The sequence below is a fragment of the Hominiventricola filiformis genome (genome assembly GCF_020686965.1).
Classification (GTDB): Bacteria; Bacillota; Clostridia; order Lachnospirales; family Lachnospiraceae; genus Hominiventricola; species Hominiventricola filiformis.
In genome coordinates this window covers 58387-80020 of record NZ_JAJEPS010000015.1, presented here as the reverse complement: position 1 = coordinate 80020, position 21634 = coordinate 58387, and the positions used below count along the sequence as shown (strand labels likewise).

At 43.8% G+C, this 21634-nt stretch carries 24 protein-coding genes; 23 read left to right on the top strand and 1 reads right to left on the bottom strand.

The window, feature by feature from the left end:
* The 18 genes from LKD36_RS13440 to nagA all read left to right on the top strand — a co-directional run.
* Positions 1 to 707, top strand: a 707-nt coding sequence (locus LKD36_RS13440; protein ID WP_308459882.1) for a restriction endonuclease subunit S, incomplete at its 5' end; no start/stop codon positions are given.
* 2 nt (positions 708 to 709) lie between these two features.
* Positions 710 to 1645, top strand: coding sequence for a DUF4238 domain-containing protein (locus tag LKD36_RS13435; protein ID WP_308459881.1), 936 nt, complete (start codon positions 710 to 712; stop codon positions 1643 to 1645).
* A complete protein-coding gene (locus LKD36_RS13430) occupies positions 1632 to 4847 on the top strand; it encodes a type I restriction endonuclease subunit R (protein WP_308459880.1) in 3216 nt (1071 codons plus the stop codon). Before LKD36_RS13435 ends, LKD36_RS13430 begins: the two co-directional genes overlap by 14 nt.
* A 327-nt stretch (positions 4848 to 5174) precedes the next feature.
* Positions 5175 to 5510 carry a YlxM family DNA-binding protein gene (ylxM, locus tag LKD36_RS13425; RefSeq protein WP_308459879.1) on the top strand — a complete coding sequence of 112 codons (336 nt, stop codon included), beginning with the start codon at positions 5175 to 5177 and terminating at the stop codon, positions 5508 to 5510.
* Entirely contained in the window at positions 5511 to 6869 is a 1359-nt protein-coding gene (gene ffh, locus LKD36_RS13420) for a signal recognition particle protein (RefSeq protein WP_118769856.1), read from the top strand.
* 78 nt (positions 6870 to 6947) lie between these two features.
* Positions 6948 to 7193, top strand: coding sequence for a 30S ribosomal protein S16 (gene rpsP / locus LKD36_RS13415; protein ID WP_118769857.1), 246 nt, complete (start codon positions 6948 to 6950; stop codon positions 7191 to 7193).
* A 34-nt stretch (positions 7194 to 7227) separates the two neighbouring features.
* Entirely contained in the window at positions 7228 to 7458 is a 231-nt protein-coding gene (locus LKD36_RS13410) for a KH domain-containing protein (RefSeq protein ID WP_118769858.1), read from the top strand.
* A gap of 105 nt (positions 7459 to 7563) precedes the next feature.
* Positions 7564 to 8073, top strand: a complete 510-nt coding sequence (gene rimM, locus LKD36_RS13405) for a ribosome maturation factor RimM (RefSeq protein ID WP_308459878.1) — start codon at positions 7564 to 7566, stop codon at positions 8071 to 8073.
* Entirely contained in the window at positions 8073 to 8804 is a 732-nt protein-coding gene (gene trmD, locus LKD36_RS13400; protein ID WP_308459877.1) for a tRNA (guanosine(37)-N1)-methyltransferase TrmD, read from the top strand. The genes rimM and trmD overlap by 1 nt, the downstream gene beginning before the upstream one ends.
* Positions 8805 to 8892: 88 nt before the next feature.
* Positions 8893 to 9240 (top strand): 50S ribosomal protein L19, encoded by a 348-nt coding sequence (gene rplS, locus LKD36_RS13395; RefSeq protein ID WP_118769861.1) that lies wholly within the window; start codon positions 8893 to 8895, stop codon positions 9238 to 9240.
* A gap of 81 nt (positions 9241 to 9321) precedes the next feature.
* Positions 9322 to 9912: a signal peptidase I gene (lepB, locus tag LKD36_RS13390; RefSeq protein WP_308459876.1), complete on the top strand. Its 591-nt coding sequence runs from the start codon at positions 9322 to 9324 to the stop codon at positions 9910 to 9912.
* A gap of 11 nt (positions 9913 to 9923) precedes the next feature.
* Positions 9924 to 10778: a ribosome biogenesis GTPase YlqF gene (gene ylqF, locus LKD36_RS13385; RefSeq protein ID WP_308459875.1), complete on the top strand. Its 855-nt coding sequence runs from the start codon at positions 9924 to 9926 to the stop codon at positions 10776 to 10778.
* 14 nt (positions 10779 to 10792) lie between these two features.
* Positions 10793 to 11344, top strand: coding sequence for a signal peptidase I (gene lepB, locus LKD36_RS13380; RefSeq protein ID WP_118769864.1), 552 nt, complete (start codon positions 10793 to 10795; stop codon positions 11342 to 11344).
* Entirely contained in the window at positions 11344 to 12015 is a 672-nt protein-coding gene (locus tag LKD36_RS13375; protein ID WP_118769865.1) for a ribonuclease HII, read from the top strand. The genes lepB (LKD36_RS13380) and LKD36_RS13375 overlap by 1 nt, the downstream gene beginning before the upstream one ends.
* Positions 12015 to 12365: a YraN family protein gene (locus tag LKD36_RS13370; protein WP_308459874.1), complete on the top strand. Its 351-nt coding sequence runs from the start codon at positions 12015 to 12017 to the stop codon at positions 12363 to 12365. Before LKD36_RS13375 ends, LKD36_RS13370 begins: the two co-directional genes overlap by 1 nt.
* Positions 12366 to 12384: 19 nt before the next feature.
* The gene (gene pgeF, locus LKD36_RS13365; protein WP_308459873.1) at positions 12385 to 13227 is read left to right on the top strand and encodes a peptidoglycan editing factor PgeF; all 843 of its coding nucleotides are present in this window, start codon (positions 12385 to 12387) and stop codon (positions 13225 to 13227) included.
* Positions 13228 to 13346: 119 nt separating this feature from the next.
* On the top strand, positions 13347 to 14078 hold the full coding sequence (gene nagB / locus LKD36_RS13360) for a glucosamine-6-phosphate deaminase (RefSeq protein WP_118770099.1): 732 nt from the start codon (positions 13347 to 13349) through the stop codon (positions 14076 to 14078).
* 15 nt (positions 14079 to 14093) lie between these two features.
* A complete protein-coding gene (gene nagA / locus LKD36_RS13355) occupies positions 14094 to 15209 on the top strand; it encodes an N-acetylglucosamine-6-phosphate deacetylase (protein WP_308459872.1) in 1116 nt (371 codons plus the stop codon).
* Between the two features lie 60 nt (positions 15210 to 15269).
* On the opposite strand, the gene LKD36_RS13350 is transcribed toward nagA, so the two are convergent.
* Positions 15270 to 16436, bottom strand: coding sequence for a ribose-phosphate pyrophosphokinase (locus LKD36_RS13350; protein WP_308459871.1), 1167 nt, complete (start codon positions 16434 to 16436; stop codon positions 15270 to 15272).
* 143 nt (positions 16437 to 16579) lie between these two features.
* Between LKD36_RS13350 and LKD36_RS13345 the strand changes: the two genes are divergently transcribed.
* The 5 genes from LKD36_RS13345 to LKD36_RS13325 are packed head-to-tail and all read left to right on the top strand — an operon-like array spanning position 16580 to position 21616.
* Complete coding sequence (locus tag LKD36_RS13345) at positions 16580 to 17884, top strand: DUF512 domain-containing protein (RefSeq protein WP_308459870.1); 1305 nt, start codon at positions 16580 to 16582, stop codon at positions 17882 to 17884.
* A gap of 16 nt (positions 17885 to 17900) precedes the next feature.
* On the top strand, positions 17901 to 19226 hold the full coding sequence (der, locus tag LKD36_RS13340) for a ribosome biogenesis GTPase Der (protein WP_308459869.1): 1326 nt from the start codon (positions 17901 to 17903) through the stop codon (positions 19224 to 19226).
* 1 nt (position 19227) lies between these two features.
* Positions 19228 to 19863 (top strand): glycerol-3-phosphate 1-O-acyltransferase PlsY, encoded by a 636-nt coding sequence (plsY, locus tag LKD36_RS13335; RefSeq protein ID WP_118769872.1) that lies wholly within the window; start codon positions 19228 to 19230, stop codon positions 19861 to 19863.
* A gap of 27 nt (positions 19864 to 19890) precedes the next feature.
* Positions 19891 to 20901, top strand: coding sequence for an NAD(P)H-dependent glycerol-3-phosphate dehydrogenase (locus LKD36_RS13330; RefSeq protein ID WP_118769873.1), 1011 nt, complete (start codon positions 19891 to 19893; stop codon positions 20899 to 20901).
* Between the two features lie 31 nt (positions 20902 to 20932).
* The gene (locus LKD36_RS13325; RefSeq protein WP_308459868.1) at positions 20933 to 21616 is read left to right on the top strand and encodes a PspA/IM30 family protein; all 684 of its coding nucleotides are present in this window, start codon (positions 20933 to 20935) and stop codon (positions 21614 to 21616) included.
* Positions 21617 to 21634: the final 18 nt, after the last annotated feature.

The following is a 21634-nucleotide window of genomic DNA, read 5'->3' as shown; positions in this document are numbered from 1 at the left end:
ACAGACAGACAGACAGACAGACAGACAGACAGACAGACAGACAGACAGACAGACAGACAGAGCTGAGTGCAATTAAGCTCATTCAATATGTATTTGGTTATGCCTCCATTGAACTTGGCACTATTGCAACTGTGACAAAACTTGCAGGGTATGAATTTACTAAATATGTCACGTATTCGGATGAAGGTAAAATCATTGCTCTTCGTGGCCTGAATATTAAGAACGGAAAGCTTGATCTGAGTGATGTGAAATATATTGATAAAAGTGACTTGTCGAAGTTGAACAGAAGTAAACTGTGCAGTGGAGATATGCTGTTTACATATGTTGGAACAGTTGGTCAAGTTGCGGTAATTCATGAAAATGACAAGTATTATCTTGCGCCTAATGTTGCATTAATAAGAGTAGATCGAAAACTTGTAAATCCAGAATATATGCGTTACTTTTTTCAAACAAAAGTATTCTGGGATACACAGATAAATCGGTTGCTTCAATCCTCATCAATGAAAAATATGCCGATGGAGAAAATACGTAAGTTTATTTTGCAGATACCATCAATGGAGGAGCAGAATCGTATAGTGGAAATTCTTGACCATTTCGATGCTCTTTGCAACGACTTGTCCACAGGACTTCCAGCAGAAATTGAAGCGCGTCAGAAACAATACCAGTATTATAGAGACAAATTGCTATCTTTTAAAGAAAGGGAATAAGTTTGTTCCAAAATAATAGTATAACAAAAAAACAGCATTATATTCCACAAGTGTATCTAAGAGGTTTTTCACCAGATTATTTACGAAAAAAAGAAAAAGCAACGGCTACTGAAAAATACACTATATACTGTTATGCATTGGAATCAGAGGAACAATCGAAAAAAGCAGTGCCCATTAAATCCATATGTTATAAAAATTATTTGTATGAGATGTTTGATGAGCAGGGACAAATTATTATTCCAAATTATTTTGAACATTGTTTTGCAGAACTGGAAAAAATGTTTGGAAAATATAGAAAAAAATTAGAAGCAAAAGTCTTTATAAAAGATAATTTTTATATAAAATGTTTTTTAACTGAGGATGAGAAAATTTTCTGGACAACGTACATTGTTCTTCAAATATTAAGATCTCCACAAATTATTCGATGTGCTGAAGAACAGTGTAAAAATACATGGAAAAATGAAGTAAGTGATATACAGGCAAGAAATATATCAAGACAATTTACAATGCCATTTTTGAAGGAAATAACGGAAAATGATATAGAAGCATACTTAATTGAATTTCTTTGGAAACCAATGAAAAATATGTCATTTGGGGTAGGAGTAGATTCAGAAGGGAAAATAGTTACATCCGATAAGACAGTCTTTATATGTAGTGAAACAGAGAAGATTCCATGTGAGGAGTATGATAAAGTGATATTTCCGATTTCATCACAAATATGTCTGTTTATGTTTGGCGAAAAAAATAAACAGAAATGCAATAAAAATTTTTTGTTTCCAATTCATGAAGAAGATCGTGAAGAAATAGTAAAATCAATGTCAGTTTCTGCTTATGAAAATTTATATTCAAACCATCTTTTGAGTAAAGAAGAAATAGGATATATAAAAGAAGTCGAGAAGGATAGACCGGTGGAGGTAAAAACGCATGTCATATTTTAATATTGTAGCGGAAACATCGGAAAATACGGTTGTTACAGAATATGAGCCAGTCAAGAAGCGTTCTGATAGTTACCAGAGCGAAGCAGAACTGGAGCAGGAGTTTATCCGTCTGCTCTGTGAGCAGGGATATGAATATTTGCCGATTCATACGGAAAAAGATTTGATATCTAATCTTCGCAAGAAATTAGAGGAATTGAACAATTACCAGTTTTCTGATACAGAGTGGGATGTTTTCTTTAAAAATGCGGTTGCCAATCCCAATGAACATATTGTGGAAAAGACCCGTAAGATTCAGGAAGATAATGTCCAGGTTTTGACTCGCGATGATGGTTCTTCCAAAAATATTATGCTTATAGATAAAAAGAACATTCATAACAACAGATTGCAAGTTATCAATCAGTATGTGATTGGTACAGAAAATGGTGCAAAGCATGATAATCGCTATGATGTTACAGTATTGGTCAATGGCCTGCCACTTGTGCATATTGAGTTAAAACGTAGAGGTGTCGCCATTCGCGAAGCGTTTAATCAGATCAATCGTTATCAGAGAGATTCATTCTGGGCAGGATGTGGTTTATATGAATATGTTCAGATTTTTGTCATTTCCAATGGTACGAATACAAAATATTATTCCAACAGCACCAGACGGAATGCAGAAAAAGAACATGAGAAGAGGGGAGCAAGTAAGACTAAGACCAGTAATAGTTTTGAGTTCACTTGTTTCTGGGCAGATGCCAATAACCGTGTGATTCCTGATCTGATTGATTTTACAAAGACCTTTTTCGCAAAGCATACGATTCTGAATATCCTTACGAAGTATTGCATTTTTACATCCGAGGATATGTTGATGGTCATGCGTCCGTACCAGATCACGGCTACGGAGCGAATTCTCAATCGTATCGAAATTGCCAATAATTATAAGAAATACGGCAGTGTCGAGGGTGGTGGTTACATCTGGCATACCACAGGTTCCGGCAAGACATTGACTTCATTTAAGACGGCAAGACTGGTGTCGAAATTGTCATATATTGATAAAGTGCTGTTTGTGGTTGACCGTAAAGATCTGGATTATCAGACTATGAAGGAATATGATCGCTTTGAAAAGGGCGCGGCTAACAGCAATAGCTCGACTGTTATATTAAAACGACAGTTGGAAGATCCGGATGCACATATTATTATAACCACGATTCAGAAACTGGCTACTTTTATAAAAAAGAATCCGGGACATGAAGTATATAGTAAACACATTGTCATTATTTTTGATGAGTGTCACCGAAGCCAGTTTGGGGACATGCATACGGCTATTGTAAAGAATTTTAAGAAATACCATTTGTTTGGATTTACTGGAACACCGATTTTCTCTGTTAATTCTGGAAGGACTAAAAATCCGGAATTTTTTACAACGGGCCAGACTTTCGGTGATCAACTTCACAGTTATACGATTGTGGATGCAATTAATGATAAAAATGTTCTTCCGTTCCGTGTGGATTATATAAAAACAATGGATGCTGATGAAGAAATCACAGATGAAATGGTATGGGATATCAACCGTGAGAAAGTGATGATGGCACCTGAACGTATACGGCTTGTGACACAGTATATATTGGAACATTTTGATCAGAAAACATATCGTGGTGACAAAACCTACATATATAATGCGTTGACGAATATTACAGAAGTGGCTTCGGCTAAACGTAATGAGGTTGAAGAAATTAAGCAGAAGCAGCGGATTAGTGGTTTTAATTCCATTTTTGCGGTAGCCAGTGTCCCAATGGCGAAATTATACTATCAGGAATTTAAAAGACAGATGGCAGAAGATCCAACGAAAAAGCTGCGTATCGCAACTATTTTTAGTTATGGTGCAAATGAAGAAGAATCAGATGGAATTTTGGATGAGGAAAATTCAGAAGATACTTCTGCGTTGGATCAACCGTCTCGGGAATTTCTTGAAATTGCAATCGATGATTATAATAAAATGTTTCATACAAACTATGATACTTCCAGTGATAAGTTTCAGAATTATTACAAAGATGTGTCTCTTCGTATGAAGAATAAAGAACTGGATATGTTGATCGTAGTAAATATGTTTCTTACTGGTTTCGATGCTACAACTATGAATACGTTATGGGTCGATAAAAATTTGAAGATGCATGGTCTGATACAGGCATTTTCAAGAACAAATCGTATTCTTAATTCAATTAAGACGTTTGGAAATATTGTTTGCTTTCGAAATCTACAAAAACGGGTGGATAGTGCTATTTCCTTATTTGGAGATAAGAATGCGGGTGGTATTGTTCTGTTACAGAGCTTCAAGGATTATTATTATGGCTATGAGTCTGTGGATGGGAAGACTATGCCCGGATATGTGGATATGATGGAAGAACTCGATCGTAAATTTCCTTTATCTGAGCCACAGATTGTAGGAGAAGAAAAGCAGAAAGAATTTATTGCTTTGTTTGGTGCTATTCTTCGTATGCGAAATCTGTTATTGTCCTTCGATGAATTTATGGGAAATGAGATTATTTCAGAACGTGATTTACAGGATTATCTTGGGCGGTATCAAGACTTGCGTGATGAATGGAAACGTAAACGGCAGGAAAGTGCAGATATTACGGATGATGTAGTATTTGAAATCGAATTAATCCGACAGATAGAAATTAATATTGATTATATTCTTATGCTTGTAAAGAAGTATCACGATACTCATTGCGAAGATAAAGAAGTATTAATTACAATTAACAAAGCGATAGATGCCAGTCCGGAGCTGCGCAGCAAGAAGCAACTCATTGAAACTTTTATATCAGGAATCAATGACGTGGATGATGTCATGAATGAATGGCATAGTTATGTAGTTGAACAGCGGGATTATGATCTTAACAAAATTATTGCAGAGGAAAAATTAAAGCCGGAAGATACGCGAAAATTTATGGAAAATGCGTTCAGGGATGGAGAAATCAAAACGGCTGGAACGGATATTGATAAACTTATGCCGCCTATTTCACGTTTTGGAGGAGGCGGCAGAGCTAAGAAAAAACAGGGAGTAATTGACAAACTGAAAGTTTTCTTTGAAAAATATTTTGGTATTGGTGGTTCTTCCAGTTTTAGTGAGCAGGAATCTAAAGTGATGGCTTATGATTTTGAGAATCAGGAGCAACTGCAGAAGGTTGCGGAAATGAAAATCAAATACGAAAAAGATACATAATCCGAGATATAGAAAGATATTGCATATAAGCATGATTACAGTTTACAGGTGAGGCAAAACCTTCCCAGACGGGTAGAAGTGACAGGTTGTGAAAGGAACGTCCGCAGTCCCGGTACTTCATTCGAACAAGCTTTTGGCGATGTTCGAATGTTAGTACCGCTGGATCGAGGACTTAGCGCGAGCGGTTCCGCTCACAACCTGTCACTTTAGACCGTTTAGATGTCTGCCACCTGTGAATTGTAAGCCTGTGCGTAGAAAAATCAACTTGTCAAGAAAAAACACTTGACACCACCACCCGAATCGTGTAAGATACACAAGGTGACAACGATGGAAGAGATTCTGAGACAGACGCTTTTATATGATTTTTATGGTGAGCTTTTGACAGAGCATCAGAAGCAGGTATATGAAGATGTGGTACTGAATGACTACTCCCTAAGCGAGTTAGCCCAGTCCTTAAGCATCAGTCGACAGGGCGTGCATGATATGGTCAAGCGCAGTACACGGCTTCTGAATGAATATGAAGAGAAGCTTCATCTGGTGGAACGCTTTGTGGATCTCCGCGGAAAAGTGGGAGAGATACATAAGCTTACCGAAAATGAAAAAGACGATCCGTCCATGCAGAAGATCGGACAGATCGCAGCCGAGATCCTGGAGGAGCTATAGATGGCATTTGACAGTTTATCAGAAAAACTACAGAACGTATTTAAGAACCTTCGGGGTAAAGGAAGACTGACCGAGGCCGATGTAAAAGCAGGCCTGAAAGAAGTCAAACTTGCACTTCTGGAAGCGGATGTAAGTTTCAAAGTAGTAAAGCAGTTCATCAAAGCGGTGGAGGAAAGGGCAGTCGGTACGGATGTGCTGGAAAGCCTGACACCGGGGCAGACCGTCATCAAGATTGTAAATGAAGAGATGGTCAAGCTGATGGGAAGCGAGACGACAGAGATTAAGCTTCGCCCTTCCAACGAGATTACGGTTATTATGATGACTGGTCTTCAGGGAGCAGGTAAGACGACTACCGCAGCAAAGCTGGCCGGAAAGTTCAAGATCAAAGGCCGCAAGGTATTGCTGACAGCCTGTGATGTGTACCGCCCCGCAGCTATTAAGCAGCTGCAGGTCAATGGTGAGAAGCAGGGCGTGGAAGTATTTTCCATGGGAGATCAGAACAAGCCGGTGGATATTGCAAAGGCTGCCGTGGAACATGCGAAAAAGCATGGCATGAGCGTTGTCATTCTGGATACCGCAGGACGTCTTCACATTGATGAATCCATGATGGAAGAGCTTGTGGAGATCAAGGAAAATGTCAATGTCGATTACAGTATTCTGGTTGTGGATTCCATGACTGGACAGGATGCAGTAAATGTAGCTTCCACTTTCGTGGATAAGGTAGGCATTGATGGTGTGATCCTTACCAAGCTGGATGGTGATACCCGTGGTGGTGCGGCACTTTCCATCCGCGCAGTGACCGGAAAACCGATCCTCTATGTCGGCATGGGTGAGAAACTCTCCGATCTGGAACAGTTCTATCCGGATCGTATGGCATCCCGAATTCTTGGCATGGGTGATATCCTGACCATGATTGAGAAGGCGCAGGAGTCCATCGATGAAGAGCAGTCCAAGAAGATGGTTCAGAAGATGAAGAAGAACCAGTTCGACTTCGAGGATTATCTGGAAAGTATGCGGCAGATGAAGAAGATGGGCGGTATCGGCGCTCTCTTAAGTATGATGCCGGGGATGGGCGGCGCGCAGATGAAGCAGCTGGAAGATGCTGTGGATGAGAAGAAGATGGCCCGTATTGAGGCAATGATTCTTTCCATGACCGTCAAGGAACGTCAGAATCCGTCGATTCTGAATCCATCCAGAAAGCGCAGAATTGCCAACGGCGCAGGTGTGGATATCAGTGAAGTCAACCGTCTGGTAAAACAGTTCGAGCAGAGCAGAAAGATGATGAAGCAGATGCCGGGACTGATGGGCGGCAAAGGTAAATTTGGTAAAAAAGGAATGTTCGGCAAATTACCCTTCTAGGGAACAGATGCATCCGGATTTTCCGTTTACAATATAGAATATAAACTACAATACATTTATTTAATGGAGGAAGAAACAATGGCAGTAAAGATCAGATTAAGAAGAATGGGACAGAAAAAGGCACCGTTTTACAGAGTAATCGTAGCAGATTCCAGATCCCCGCGTGACGGACGTTTCATCGAGGAGATCGGAACTTATGATCCGAACAACGATCCGAGCACTTTCAACATCAACGAAGAGGCAGCTAAAAAATGGCTTGCAAACGGCGCTCAGCCGACCGAGATGGTTGGAAAACTGTTTAAACTGGCAGGAATCACCAAATAAGTTCTTTTCTTAAGGACACCACGGAGGTGGAAGTATGAAAAAACTGGTAGAGGTGATTGCAAAGTCACTGGTTGACCATCCGGATGAGGTGGTTGTCACCGAGACGGAAAAGGAAAATGCTACAATCGTAGAACTTCACGTAGCAGCAGACGATATGGGTAAGGTGATCGGCAAACAGGGCCGCATTGCAAAAGCCATCCGTTCTGTCGTGAAGGCAGCAGCTTCCAAAGACGATAAAAAAGTAGTAGTAGAGATCGTACAGTAATTAACGGTCGCGGACAGGACGCCGTGACCGGAAGCTCCGGGCCGATAGGCTTGTGGGTTCCCGGTTCTCCGGCGTCCTTTCATTATTATCATGGAGAACGTATTGATGGAAGATTTTTTAAGAGTTGGTGTGATCTCTTCCACGCATGGTGTGCGCGGAGAGGTTAAAGTATTTCCGACGACAGATGATCCGACCAGATTCAAGAAGTTAAAGGAAGTGATTCTGGATACCGGAAGAGAAAAAAAAACGCTGGAAATTGAACAGGTAAAATTTTTCAAAAATCAGGTCATTCTGAAGTTTAAGGGCTTCAATAATATAGATGAAATCATGCCTTACAAGGGCAAAGATCTGCTGATTCCGAGAGAGAAAGCTGTGCCGTTGGGAGAGAATGAAAATTTTATTGCGGATCTCATCGACATGGAAGTAGTGACGGACGAAGGCAAGGCTCTGGGAACCTTAATCGATGTCATGGAGACAGGAGCCAATGATGTCTATGTGGTAGAGACTTCTGATGGTGAGGAGATCCTGCTTCCGGCCATCCGAGACTGCATTCTGGATGTGAATGTAGAAGAAAAACGCATGACGGTTCATGTGCTGGAGGGATTGCTGGACTAATGATTTTTCATGTTTTAACACTGTTTCCGGATATGATCCGAGACGGATTTCAGACAAGTATTACAGGAAGGGCGGTAGAAAAAGGACTGTTGAGTCTGGATACCGTCAATATCCGTGATTTTTCCGTTAATAAACATAACCGGGTCGATGATTATCCCTATGGCGGCGGTGCAGGTATGGTCATGCAGGCAGAACCAGTTTATCTGGCCTATCAGTCTGTTGCCGAAAAGCTTCCAAAGAAGCCGAAGGTTCTGTATATGAGTCCCCAGGGAAAAGTATTCAATCAGAGAATGGCGGAAGAACTGGCGCAGGAGGAGGAACTGGTCTTTCTGTGCGGCCATTATGAAGGCATTGACGAGCGCGTCCTGGAAGAAATCGTGGATGAGGAAGTATCCATCGGCGATTATGTGCTGACCGGAGGAGAACTCCCGGCACTGGTGATTATGGATGCGGTTTCCCGCCTGGTGGGCGGCGTGCTTCATAATGAAGATTCGGCGGAATTTGATTCGTTTCATGATAATTTGCTGGAATATCCCCAGTACAGCCGGCCGGAAGTGTGGCGCGACAAAGCAGTGCCGCCCATCCTGATGTCCGGCCATCATGCTAATGTGGAAAAATGGAGAAGAGAGCAGTCTCTGATCCGTACTTTGGAGCGAAGACCGGATTTGCTGGAAAACGCAAATCTTACAAAACAAGATAAAAAATTCCTTGCCAAGTTAAAAGAAGTATGATAGAATAAAATGCGTTGTGAGAAAAAGGAGATGGTCCTCTGTTACCGGAAGGGTATTAAGAACATCGAAGTGAATAAGGAGGAACACAATGAACGAGATTATTAAGAGCCTTGAGGCTGCACAGCTGAAAGCAGAAGTACCGAGCTTTAGCGTAGGAGATACTGTAAAAGTATACGCAAAGATCAAAGAGGGTAACCGCGAGAGAATTCAGGTATTCGAGGGAACCGTACTGAAGAAACAGGGTGGAAGCAACAGAGAAACCTTCACTGTTAGAAAGAATTCCAACGGTATCGGCGTAGAGAAGACCTGGCCGCTGCATTCCCCGAACGTAGAGAAAGTAGAAGTTGTTCGTCATGGTAAAGTAAGACGTGCAAAACTGAACTACTTAAGAGACCGCGTTGGTAAAGCAGCAAAGGTTAAAGAGCTTGTAAAATAATTACGGCGGTGAATAAGCTGTGAATGTGAGGGACATATACGAGAGTATTATGTCCCTTTTTTCACATAAGGAGACAGATGCATGAGAAGAAAAGGGCTCAGTTTTTACAGAAGAAGAAAAAGAATTCAGGCATCTGCGATTCAGGAGATTTTTTTCTGGGCAGGAGAATGTGTTCTTGCATTTGCCATTGGCTGCATTCTTGTTTTTTATTTTATGACAAGGCTGACCTGCGTCGGACAGGCAATGGAACCGGCCATTAACAGTGGTGACAGTGTGCTGGTCAATCGGTTTACGTATCTGGTGTCAGCACCGAAACCGGGAGATGTAGTCGTATTTAAACCCAATGGAAATGAGAGATCGCATTATTATATGCGCCGTGTGATCGCAGAACCCGGAGATAAAGTGCAGATCAAAGATGGTTTTGTCTATGTAAACGGAGAACTTTTCGAGACCGGGCTTGGCAGCGAACAGATGGATTATGCAGGTGTGGCGGAAGAAGAGATTACCATAGGGGACGGAGAATACTTTGTCCTGGGTGATAACCGGAATCAGAGTGAAGACAGCCGTAACGCGGACATTGGAAATGTAAAAAAAGAAGATATCTATGGAAAGGCATGGTTCGTATGCCTGCCATGGGAGAATTTTGGCCCAATTCCCAAAGGGTATTCATAAGGAGAGAACGGATGAACATACAGTGGTACCCGGGACATATGACGAAGGCCCGGCGAATGATGCAGGAAAATATCAAGCTGATCGACCTGATTATCGAGCTGGTGGATGCGAGAGCACCGCTGTCCAGCAGAAATCCGGATATTGATGAGCTGGGAAAAGGAAAAGCACGGCTGATCCTTCTAAATAAGGCAGATCTGGCCAGCGATCGCGCCAATGATGCATGGGCAGCATATTTTCGCGAGAAAGGCTGCTTCGTAGTGAAACTGGATTCCAGAAGCAAGAATGGCATGAAGGAAGTACAGACAGTTATCCAGGATGCATGTAAGGAAAAGACGGAGAGAGACCGTAAGAGAGGAATTCTGAATCGTCCGGTACGTGCTATGGTGGTGGGAATTCCCAATGTTGGAAAGTCCACGTTTATTAACAGTTTTGCAGGACGTGCCTGTGCAAAAACCGGTAATAAGCCAGGAGTGACCAAGGGCGCACAGTGGATCCGTCTGAATAAGCAGGTAGAACTTCTGGATACCCCAGGAATCTTATGGCCGAAATTTGATGACCAGAAGGTAGGGCTTCGTCTGGCTATGCTGGGTTCTGTCAATGATGAGATACTGAATCTGGAAGAACTGGCAGCGGAGCTGGGAGCATTCCTGCTGGAACGTTTCCCGGAGACACTGACGGCAAGATATGGAATGACAATTTCCGAAAGTGACGGAAAAGAAGCTGTATTAAGCGGAATTGCAGATGCCAGAGGATGCCTGATGAAGGGCGGAGAGCCGGATCTTAAGAAAGCGGCGTCTTTCCTGCTGGATGATTTCAGAAGCGGAAGACTTGGCCGTATTACACTGGAATTCCCGGAAAAAAGCTAGGGAGAGTGACATTCATGGGAAAAGAGAAGAGCAGAGGCATTGCAGGAGAAATCCTGAGTTTTCTGTTATATGTGGTAGTTGTAGTTGGGATTACGTTCCTGATTATTCATTATGTGGGGCAGAGAACTTACGTGAGTGGAAGTTCCATGGAAAATACGTTAAGCGACGGAGATAATCTGATTGTAGACAAGATTACATACCGTTTTTCTGATCCAAAGAGATATGATATTATCGTATTTCCGTATCAGTATGAAGAAAATACGTATTTTATCAAACGAATTATCGGACTTCCCGGTGAGACCGTGCAGATTGTTGACGGAATAATCTATATTGATGGGGAAGCATTGCAGGAATCCTATGGTCGTGAAGTGATGAAAAATTCCGGTCTGGCAGCAGATCCGGTTACTCTGGGAGAAGATGAATACTTTGTCCTTGGAGATAATCGAAATGACAGTACGGACAGCCGCGATCCAAGCGTCGGAAAGATTCCACGTGATCGGATCATTGGAAGAGCATGGGTGAGGATCTGGCCCCTTTCCAAAATCGGAATATTGAGGCATCAGTAATGACGAAAAAAGAAGAACGGGAATTAAAAAAACAGCAGAAGCTGGAAGCGGAACTGCTCCGGCTGGAAGGCATGACGGTCTATGAGAAAGAATATGCCGCTCATGGTCTGATCTGCGGAATTGATGAAGTGGGCAGAGGTCCGCTGGCAGGCCCCGTAGTAGCAGGTGCGGTCATTCTGCCGCCGGACTGTCGGATCCTCTATCTGAATGACTCTAAAAAACTGACAGAGCGCCGCAGGGAGCTTCTCTATGATGAGATTATGGAGAAAGCGGTGGCAGTAGGTATCGGAGTCGTTAGCCAGGAAATGATTGATGAGATCAATATCCTTCAGGCAACGTATGAAGCTATGCGCCAGGCAGTCGGAAAATTGAGTGTCCGTCCAGATGTCCTGCTGAACGATGCAGTGACGATACCGGGACTTTTACAGGAACAGATTCCGATTATCAAGGGAGATGCCAAAAGTCTGTCCATTGCGGCAGCCAGTGTGGTGGCCAAAGTAACCAGAGACCGGATGATGGAAGCGTTGGATGAGAAATATCCGGCATACCATTTTGCATCTAACAAAGGATATGGTTCTGCTGCTCATATGGCGGCTCTCCGTGAATATGGACCATGTCCGCTTCATCGGAGAACCTTTATACGGAACATATGTGGAGAACAAAGCAGCTGATGAATAAACGGCAGACAGGCAGTGCGTATGAAACGCTTGCCGCAGACTGGCTGAAACAGCACGGTTACCAGATTACAGAGAAAAATTATCGCTGCGGTCAGGGAGAGATTGATCTGATCGCAGAGAAAGACGGGTATCTGGTTTTTGTGGAAGTAAAATACCGGAGGACTGGTCAGAAAGGTGATCCGGCTGAGGCGGTGGATTATCGAAAACAAAAAAAAATTTCAAAAGTGGCAGAGTATTATTGCTGGAAAAAAAGGAAGCTGAATCAGCCATGCCGCTTTGATGTGATCTGTGTGCTGGGGCAGGAGATCCGGCATATTGAACATGCATTTGAATGTTGCATATAGAAGACAGGAGACGCAAGTGATGTGGAAGAAAAAAACAGAAGCAGAAGACATGCGGCTTGTGGAGAAAAATGGCGTACCATATTTCGTGTTTAAAAATCTGGAGAACACGGGATTGGTGCGCCATGGTTTTTCCACGAGACTGGGTGGAGTCAGTGAAGGCTTTTTAAGTTCTATGAATTTAAGCTTTACCCGGGGTGATGATCCGGAAAAAGTACGGGAAAATTTCCGGAGAATGGGAACAGCGATTGGTTTTGAGACGAAAGATCTGGTACTATCTGATCAGACTCATACGGCCAATGTCCGGCGGGTGACGGAAGCAGACCGCGGAAAAGGTTTTGACAAGGAAAAGGATTATACGGATACGGACGGCCTTATTACCAATGTGCCGGGACTGATGCTTGTCACCATTTATGCAGACTGTGTCCCTCTGTATTTTGTGGATCCGGTTCATAAAGCTATCGGACTTTCTCATTCCGGCTGGAAGGGAACAGTTCATCGAATGGGAAAAGTGACACTGGAACGGATGGCAGAGGAATTTGGTACCCGTCCTGAGGATGTACAGGCTGCTATTGGTCCGTCCATCTGTCAGGACTGCTATGAAGTAAGTGAAGATGTGGCAGAAGCATTTATGAATGAATTTGCCGATCATCAGGATGATCAGCTTGTATATCGTAAGGATAATGGAAAATATCAGCTGAATCTGTGGCGTGCCAACGAGCTTGTGCTCCTGGAGGCAGGTATCCGTCCAGAGTATCTGACAATCACCAATGTCTGTACCTGCTGTAATCACGAGCTTTTGTTTTCCCACAGAGCCAGTCATGGACAGAGGGGTAATCTCGGTGCATTTCTTGGATTGAAATAAGGAAATTCTGCAAAGTGAAAATCTTCCATAGTCGTGACAAGATAGTGTCTATACAAAAAGACAGCCAGCACCTAGAATAAAGGCAGTACAAGGAAATAACTACAAGAGGGTGAAGAATGATGAAAATTATTAAAGCAAAAGATTACAACGACATGAGCCGTAAGGCAGCAAACATTATTTCCGCACAGGTAATTATGAAACCGGACTGTGTGCTGGGCCTGGCTACCGGTTCCACACCGGTCGGAACCTACAAACAGCTTATTGAATGGTATGAGAAAGGAGATCTCGATTTCGGTGATGTAACGACTGTCAATCTTGACGAGTATAAGGGACTGCCGAGAGAAAATGATCAGAGCTATTTCTATTTCATGAATCATAATCTGTTTGACTATGTGAATATTAATCCGGAGAGAACGCATCTTCCGAACGGTATGAACCTGAATGCGGAGGAAGAGTGTGCAAGATATGAGGAAGTGATCCGTTCTACAGGCGGTGTCGATCTGCAGCTTCTTGGTCTGGGACACAACGGACATATCGGATTCAACGAGCCGGGAGAAGCATTTGAGACGGAGACCCATTGTGTCGATCTGCAGGAGAGGACCATTGAGGCAAATAAGAGATTTTTTGCATCCATCGACGAGGTTCCGAAGCAGGCATATACCATGGGTATCAAGACCATTATGATGGCAAAGAAGATTCTGGTTGTAGTCAGCGGTGAGGACAAGGCAGAGACTGTAAAGAACGCATTCTTTGGACCGGTTACTCCGCAGGTTCCGGCATCTATCCTTCAGATGCATCCGGATGTAACGATTGTTGCTGATGAAGCAGCGCTGTCCAAATGCGATCTGTAAGCAGGAGGCGGTAAGATGAAAATTATCAACGCAAAGGTATATACAGAAGAAGGTATTTTTGAAAAGAAAGACGTATATACGGACGGAGAATTGATTTCCGGGAAAAGCGGCGATGACGAAGTACTGGATGCAGAAGGCTGTTATCTGATTCCCGGACTTACTGATATTCATTTCCATGGATGCGTGGGACATGATTTTTGTGATGGTACGCATGAGTCCATTGAGGCAATGGCAATGTATGAGGCATCTCAGGGAATTACCACCATTGTTCCGGCAACCATGACACTGGGAGAAGATACCCTTCAGAAGATTTGTGAAGCAGCAGCTTCCTACCGGAACGAAAAAGGTGCAACTCTCTGCGGTATCAACATGGAGGGACCATTCATTGCCATGGCAAAAAAAGGTGCCCAGAATGGAGATTTCGTACACAAACCGGATGCAGAGATGTTCCGAAGACTTAATAAAGCATCCGGCGGCATGGTGAAGCTTCTTGCTATCGCACCGGAAGTTGATGGAGCAAAAGAGTGCATCGAAGCGTTGAAAGACGAAGTGGTTCTTTCTGTTGCGCATACGACTGCAGACTATGAGGAAGCATCTGAGGCATTTGAACATGGTGTTCATCATGTGACTCATCTTTATAATGCCATGTCAGGACTTTCTCATCGCGCACCGGGAGTGGTAGGTGCGGCTGCGGATCATGAAAATGTGGAAGCAGAGATGATCTGCGATGGCATTCATATCCATCCGGCAACAGTGAGACAGACTTTTAAGATGTTTGGAGATGACCGGATTATCCTAATCAGTGATTCTATGGAAGCAACGGGAATGCCGGACGGCGAATACGCACTGGGTGGTCAGAAGGTCATCAAGACCGGTAATCTGGCCGCACTGGAAGATGGTACGATTGCAGGTTCCGCGACAAACCTGATGGATTGTGTGCGGGTAGTTGTACAGAAGATGCGGATTCCATTGGAAAGTGCTGTAAAATGTGCAGCTGTGAACTCTGCAAAATCTGTCGGTATCTATGATCAGTACGGAAGCATCACACCGGGCAAAAAAGCAAACCTGGTTCTTCTGAAAGAAGAGGATTTAAGTACAGTACAGGTGATTCTGAGAGGGCAGAAACTGTAATGTATACAAAAAAGAGGCAGAACACTTTATATTTGAAGTGTTCTGCCTTTTCCTATTTTATTATTTCATGCGCTTCAACAGTCTCTGAATACGTTCCGTCGGATCATTGACATGTTCGGTAGATACATCGTGGTTGATACAGTCGATGATTGCTGCAAGAAACTTGGTCATATTGGCTTCCGTGTAATAAGGGCGGGAGAGCAGTTCTGGTGACTGGTAGACCAGATTCGTGGTGATGACTTTGCTGATATAACCTTTCTCATGATATTCATCGAATTTTTCCAGTCCGTCTGTGAAAAGACCAAATGCCGCGCAGACGAAGACTCTGTTGGCACCACGGTCCTTGATCTGATGGGCAACATCCAGCATGCTCTCGCCGGAAGAAATAATATCGTCAATAATGATGACATCTTTGCCATGGAGATCGTCGCCAAGGAATTCATGGGCAACGATGGGGTTTTTGCCGTTGACAATTGTGGAATAGTCACGGCGTTTATAGAACATACCCATGTCCACACCCAGGACACCGGCGAAATACACAGCACGTCCCATAGCCCCTTCATCCGGGCTGATGACCATCAGATGGTCTTTGTCGATCTGCAGATCCGGAACGGCACGGGACAGAGCTTTGATATACTGATATGGAGGATTGAAACTGTCAAAACCATACAGTGGAATCGCATTGCAGACACGGGGATCATGGGCATCGAATGTGATGATGTTGGAGACACCCATATCAATCAGCTCCTGAAGAGCAAACGCACAGTCCAGGGATTCTCTCTGGCTTCTTTTGTGCTGTCTGCTTTCATACAGGAACGGCATGACAACGTTGATTCTTCTTGCTTTTCCGTTTGCCGCAGAGATGATTCGTTTGATATCCTGATAATGGTCATCCGGAGACATATGATTTTCATGTCCGCACACTTTGTAGGTCAGGCTGTAGTTCATAACGTCTGCGAGAATGAAAAGATCATCACCGCGGACGGATTCATAAAGGATACCTTTTGCCTCACCGCTTCCAAAACGCGGGCAGGAGCTTTTTAACAGATAAGTTTCTTCGTGATAACCATGAAAGTTTGGTGTATCCTGGAATTCCTGATTTCCTTTTTCGCGAAAATCTACCAGAAATTTATCAACCTCTTTTGCAAGATCACGGCATCCCTCCAGTGCCACAATTTTTAATGGTGCTATGGGAAGGATTTTTTCATATGAGTAATTTTCGGACATGACGTTCCTCCAGTCTTAAATATGCATAACTACTTATATTTATATCATCTTTCTGTAGAGACCGTCAAGCCATACAGTTGCAATTTGCAGGCAAATCCTGTATAGTAAAGGAAAAAAGATATTATGATAAGGTGAATTTATAGATGGAACATATTGTTAGTGCAGTGACTCCGGGCAGCATTGCCGAGGAAATGGAGATCGAACCGGGTGATGTGCTGGTATCGGTCAACGGACAGGAACCGGAAGATGTCTTTGACTATCGGTACCTGATGAATGAAGAAGAAGTGCTCGTTGTGATCCGCAAGCCGGATGGCGAAGAGTGGGAACTGGAGATTGAAAAAGAATATGAAGACGATCTGGGAATGGAATTTGAAAACGGTCTGATGGATGATTACCGTTCCTGCAGAAATAAGTGCATGTTCTGCTTTATCGACCAGCTGCCCAAAGGCATGCGGGATACTCTTTACTTTAAGGATGATGATTCCCGTCTTTCTTTCCTTCAGGGAAATTATCTGACACTCACCAATATGAGCGAACATGATCTGGAGAAAATTATCTATTACAAACTTTCCCCTATTAATATTTCCTTTCAGGCGACCAATCCAGAACTTCGCTGCAAAATGCTTCACAACCGGTTTGCAGGTGATGTGATGGACAAGGTCCGAAGGCTCAAAGAAGCGGGCATTATGATGAACGGCCAGATTGTTCTTTGTCGTGGGGTGAACGATGGAGAGGAATTGGATCGTTCGATCCGGGATCTGGTAACGCTGATGCCGGAGCTTCAGAGTGTATCGGTAGTACCGGTGGGGCTTACCCGTTATCGTGATGGACTGTATCCGCTGGAACCGTTTACCAAAGAGGATGCCTGCAAGGTGTTGGATCTGATCCACAGCTGGCAGGAAAAACTGCTAAAGGAATATGGAACACATTTTATTCATGCGGGAGATGAATGGTATATTCTTGCAGAACGGCCCATGCCGGAGGAAACGACGTATGATGGCTATCTTCAGCTGGAAAATGGTGTCGGTATGGTACGGCTTCTGAAAGAAGAAGTGGATGCGTATCTTAAGAAACTTCCGGGAGACGACCGTAAAAGGAGAGTGACCATTGCCACAGGAGAACTGGCAGCTCCGTACTTGCGGGAGCATGCGGCATCTATCCAGAAGAAATATCCAGGTGTGGAAGTACAGGTCATTACAGTGAAAAATGAGTTTTTTGGCGGGAAGATTACGGTTGCCGGGCTTCTGACCGGGCAGGATCTGGTGAAACAGCTGAAGGGAAAAGACCTGGGAGAAGAACTGCTGCTTTCCATAAATATGCTCAAAAGCGATGAACCGATATTCCTGGATGATATGACTGTTGAGCAGTTACAAACTGCTTTACAAATCAAAGTATCCATAGTAGAATCAAGCGGAAATGATTTTGTAAATTGTATTTTAAACGAATAGAGAGAAGAGGTACGAAATGAGTAAACCAGTAGTAGCAATTGTGGGGCGTCCCAATGTGGGAAAATCCACCCTTTTTAATGCACTGGCGGGAGAGAATATCTCCATTATCAAAGATACGCCGGGTGTTACCAGAGACCGTATTTATGCAGACGTTACATGGCTTGACCATGCGTTTACTCTGATTGATACCGGTGGTATTGAGCCGGACAGCAGTGATATTATCCTGTCTCAGATGAGAGAGCAGGCGCAGATTGCCATTGATACGGCAGATGTGATTATTTTTCTGGTGGATGTGCGCCAGGGACTTCAGGATGCAGATTCCAAGGTGGCAGATATGCTGCGCCGTTCCCATAAACCGGTCATTCTGGTTGTGAACAAAGTAGACAGTTTCCAGAAATTCATGGCAGATGTCTATGAGTTTTATAATCTGGGAATCGGTGATCCAGTACCAGTATCCGCATCTTCCCGCCTGGGAATCGGTGACATGCTTGATGAAGTAGTCAAACATTTCCCGGAGAAGGCAGAAGCACAGGATGAGGATGACAGACCGAAGGTTGCTATAGTCGGAAAACCGAACGTAGGAAAATCTTCTATCGTCAATAAGCTTTCCGGAAATAATCGGGTGATTGTTTCTGATATCGCGGGCACCACCCGTGATGCTATTGATACGGATATCCGCTGGAATGGAAAAGAGTATATTTTTATTGACACCGCAGGTTTAAGAAGAAAGAACAAGATTAAAGAAGAACTGGAGCGCTACAGCATTATCCGTACAGTAACTGCTGTTGAGCGTGCAGATGTGGTAGTCGTAGTTATTGATGCGAAGGAAGGCGTTACTGAGCAGGATGCCAAAATTGCAGGAATTGCTCACGAGAGAGGCAAGGGTATCATTATTGCAGTCAATAAATGGGATGCCATTGAGAAAAATGATAAGACTATCTATGAATTTACGAGAAAAGTAAGAGAGACCCTTTCTTTTATGCCATATGCAGAGATTTTATTTATCTCCGCAGTCAGCGGACAGCGTCTCCCGAAACTGTTTGAGACCATTGATATGGTCATTGAAAATCAGACGCTTCGAGTACAGACCGGTGTGCTCAATGAGATCGTGACAGAAGCAGTTGCCATGCAGCAGCCGCCTTCAGATAAAGGAAAGAGACTGAAGATTTTCTATGTGACACAGGTAGCGGTAAAACCGCCTACATTTGTCATTTTTGTCAATGATAAAGAGCTGATGCATTTCTCCTACGTTCGTTATCTGGAGAACAAGATCAGGGAGTCCTTCGGATTTAAGGGCACTTCTTTGAAATTCATTATACGTGAGAGAAAGGAATCAGACTGATATGGAACGCATCGTATGTCTGGCGATCGGATATCTGTTCGGAATATTCCAGACCGCGTATATCTATGGAAAAATGAACGGAATTGATATCCGGGAATACGGAAGTGGTAATGCGGGAACTACCAATGCCCTTCGTGTCCTTGGAAAGAAAGCAGGAGTGATCGTACTCCTGGGAGATGTGGCAAAAACAGTGCTTGCTGTTGTTCTGGTAAAAGTTATTTTTGCACGAACACATGGTGATATGCTTCCGCTGCTTGGTATGTATGCTGCTGCCGGAGCTATTCTGGGACATAATTTTCCGGTACAGCTTGGTTTCCGCGGCGGTAAAGGAATTGCCTGCACAGCAGGACTGGTGCTGACGTTGGGACCAATTGTGACGATTCTGGAGGCAGTTACCTTCCTTTTGACAGTAGGACTGACCAGATATGTATCTCTGGGATCCATTTTGGTAGTCATTGAACTGGTCATTGATATTGCAGTTCTTGGACAGAGAGGGTATTATGGAATGAGTCAGGGACATTTACTGGAATTTTATCTGGTCTGTACAGCACTTTCCCTGATGGCCATTTATCGTCACAGAACGAATATCAAACGCCTGTTAAGCGGAACAGAAAATAAAATTTTTCAGAAAAAATAATGGTTTTGGCGGAGAGGAGATTGAGCTATGGCAAAAGCAGGAGTCATCGGCTCAGGAAGCTGGGGAACAGCTCTGGCGAGAGTCTTAAGCAAAAACGGACATGAAGTGACGTTGTGGTCCAGACGGGAAGAAGAATCCCGCATGCTCAGAGAAGAGCGGGAAAACAAGTCAAAGCTTCCGGGGGTAAAACTTCCGGATGACATTCTATGTACTACGGATCTGGAACAGACCGTAGAGGGAAAAGATATTCTTGTACTGGCAACGGCATCCCCGTCCATCCGCAGCATGGCAAAAAAAATGGCGCCGTACGTGGCAGCGGGACAGCTTATTGTGGATGTGTCCAAGGGAATTGAAGAAAGTACACTGATGATCCTGACAGATGTGATTGCGCAGGAGATCCCACAATGCCGGGCAGCAGTCCTGTCCGGACCGAGCCATGCGGAAGAAGTGGGAAGAGACATTCCCACCACTGTGGTAGCAGGAGCAAAAGACCGGGAGACAGCGGAGTACATTCAGAATCTCTTTATGAATAAGGTATTTCGTGTTTATACCAGTCCGGATATGTTAGGTATTGAACTGGGTGGTGCATTGAAAAATGTCATTGCGCTGGCGGCAGGAGCTGCAGATGGACTTGGCTGTGGGGACAATACCAAGGCAGCACTGATCACCAGAGGAATTGCGGAGATGAGCCGTCTGGGTGTGGCCATGGGTGGACATATCGAGACCTTTAACGGTCTGACAGGAATCGGTGATCTTATTGTTACCTGTGCATCCATGCACAGCCGGAACCGGCGGGCAGGCATTCTCATCGGTCAGGGGAAGACGATGCAGGAAGCCATGGATGAAGTGAAGATGGTAGTGGAAGGTGTCAATTCTGCAAAAGCAGCAAAGACACTGGCAGAAAAATATGGAATTGATATGCCGATTGTACAGGAAGTCAATCAAGTACTGTTTGAAGATAAACCGGCAAGGGAAGCCCTGGCAGACCTGATGCTCAGAGATAAGAAGATTGAGCACCCGGAACTGCCATGGAAATAAATAATTTACTCACATGAAGGAGGACAAGGGAATGGCAGGAATTATGAAAAGATTTGGGGATATTATGTCTGCGAACTTGAATGCATTACTGGACAAGGCAGAGGATCCGGAGAAGATGGTAGATCAGTATCTGCGTAATCTGGAAAGTGATCTTGGAAAGGTAAAAGCAGAAACTGCAGCTGTGATGGCAGAGGAGACAAAATGCAAACGCCAGCTGGATGAGTGTAATGAAGAGATTGCGAAGATGCAGCGTTACGCAGAAAAGGCCATTGTGGCTGGAAATGACAATGACGCCCGCCAGTTTCTGGAGAAAAAGCAGCAGCTCACATCCAAACAGGATGCACTTCAGAAATCTTATGATCTTGCACATAGTAATGCTGTGAAAATGCATGAGATGCATGATAAACTGGTAAAAGATATCAGTGATTTGAATGCCAGAAAAGATGCGATCAAGGCGAAGATGGCAGTTGCCAAGACACAGGAAAGACTGAATAAGATTGGAAACTCCGCAGCAGGTGCACAGAATAATATGTCTGCATTTGCAAAGATGGAAGAAAAGGCAGACCGTATGCTGGATCAGGCCAATGCCATGGCTGAACTGAATGCAGAAAAAGAAGACGACATTGACAGTCTTGCGGCAAAATATGATGATGACGGAGCTGGCTCTGCAGTGGATGATGAGCTGGCTGCACTGAAAGCAAAAATGGGATTATAAGAATCAGACTGCCGCAGA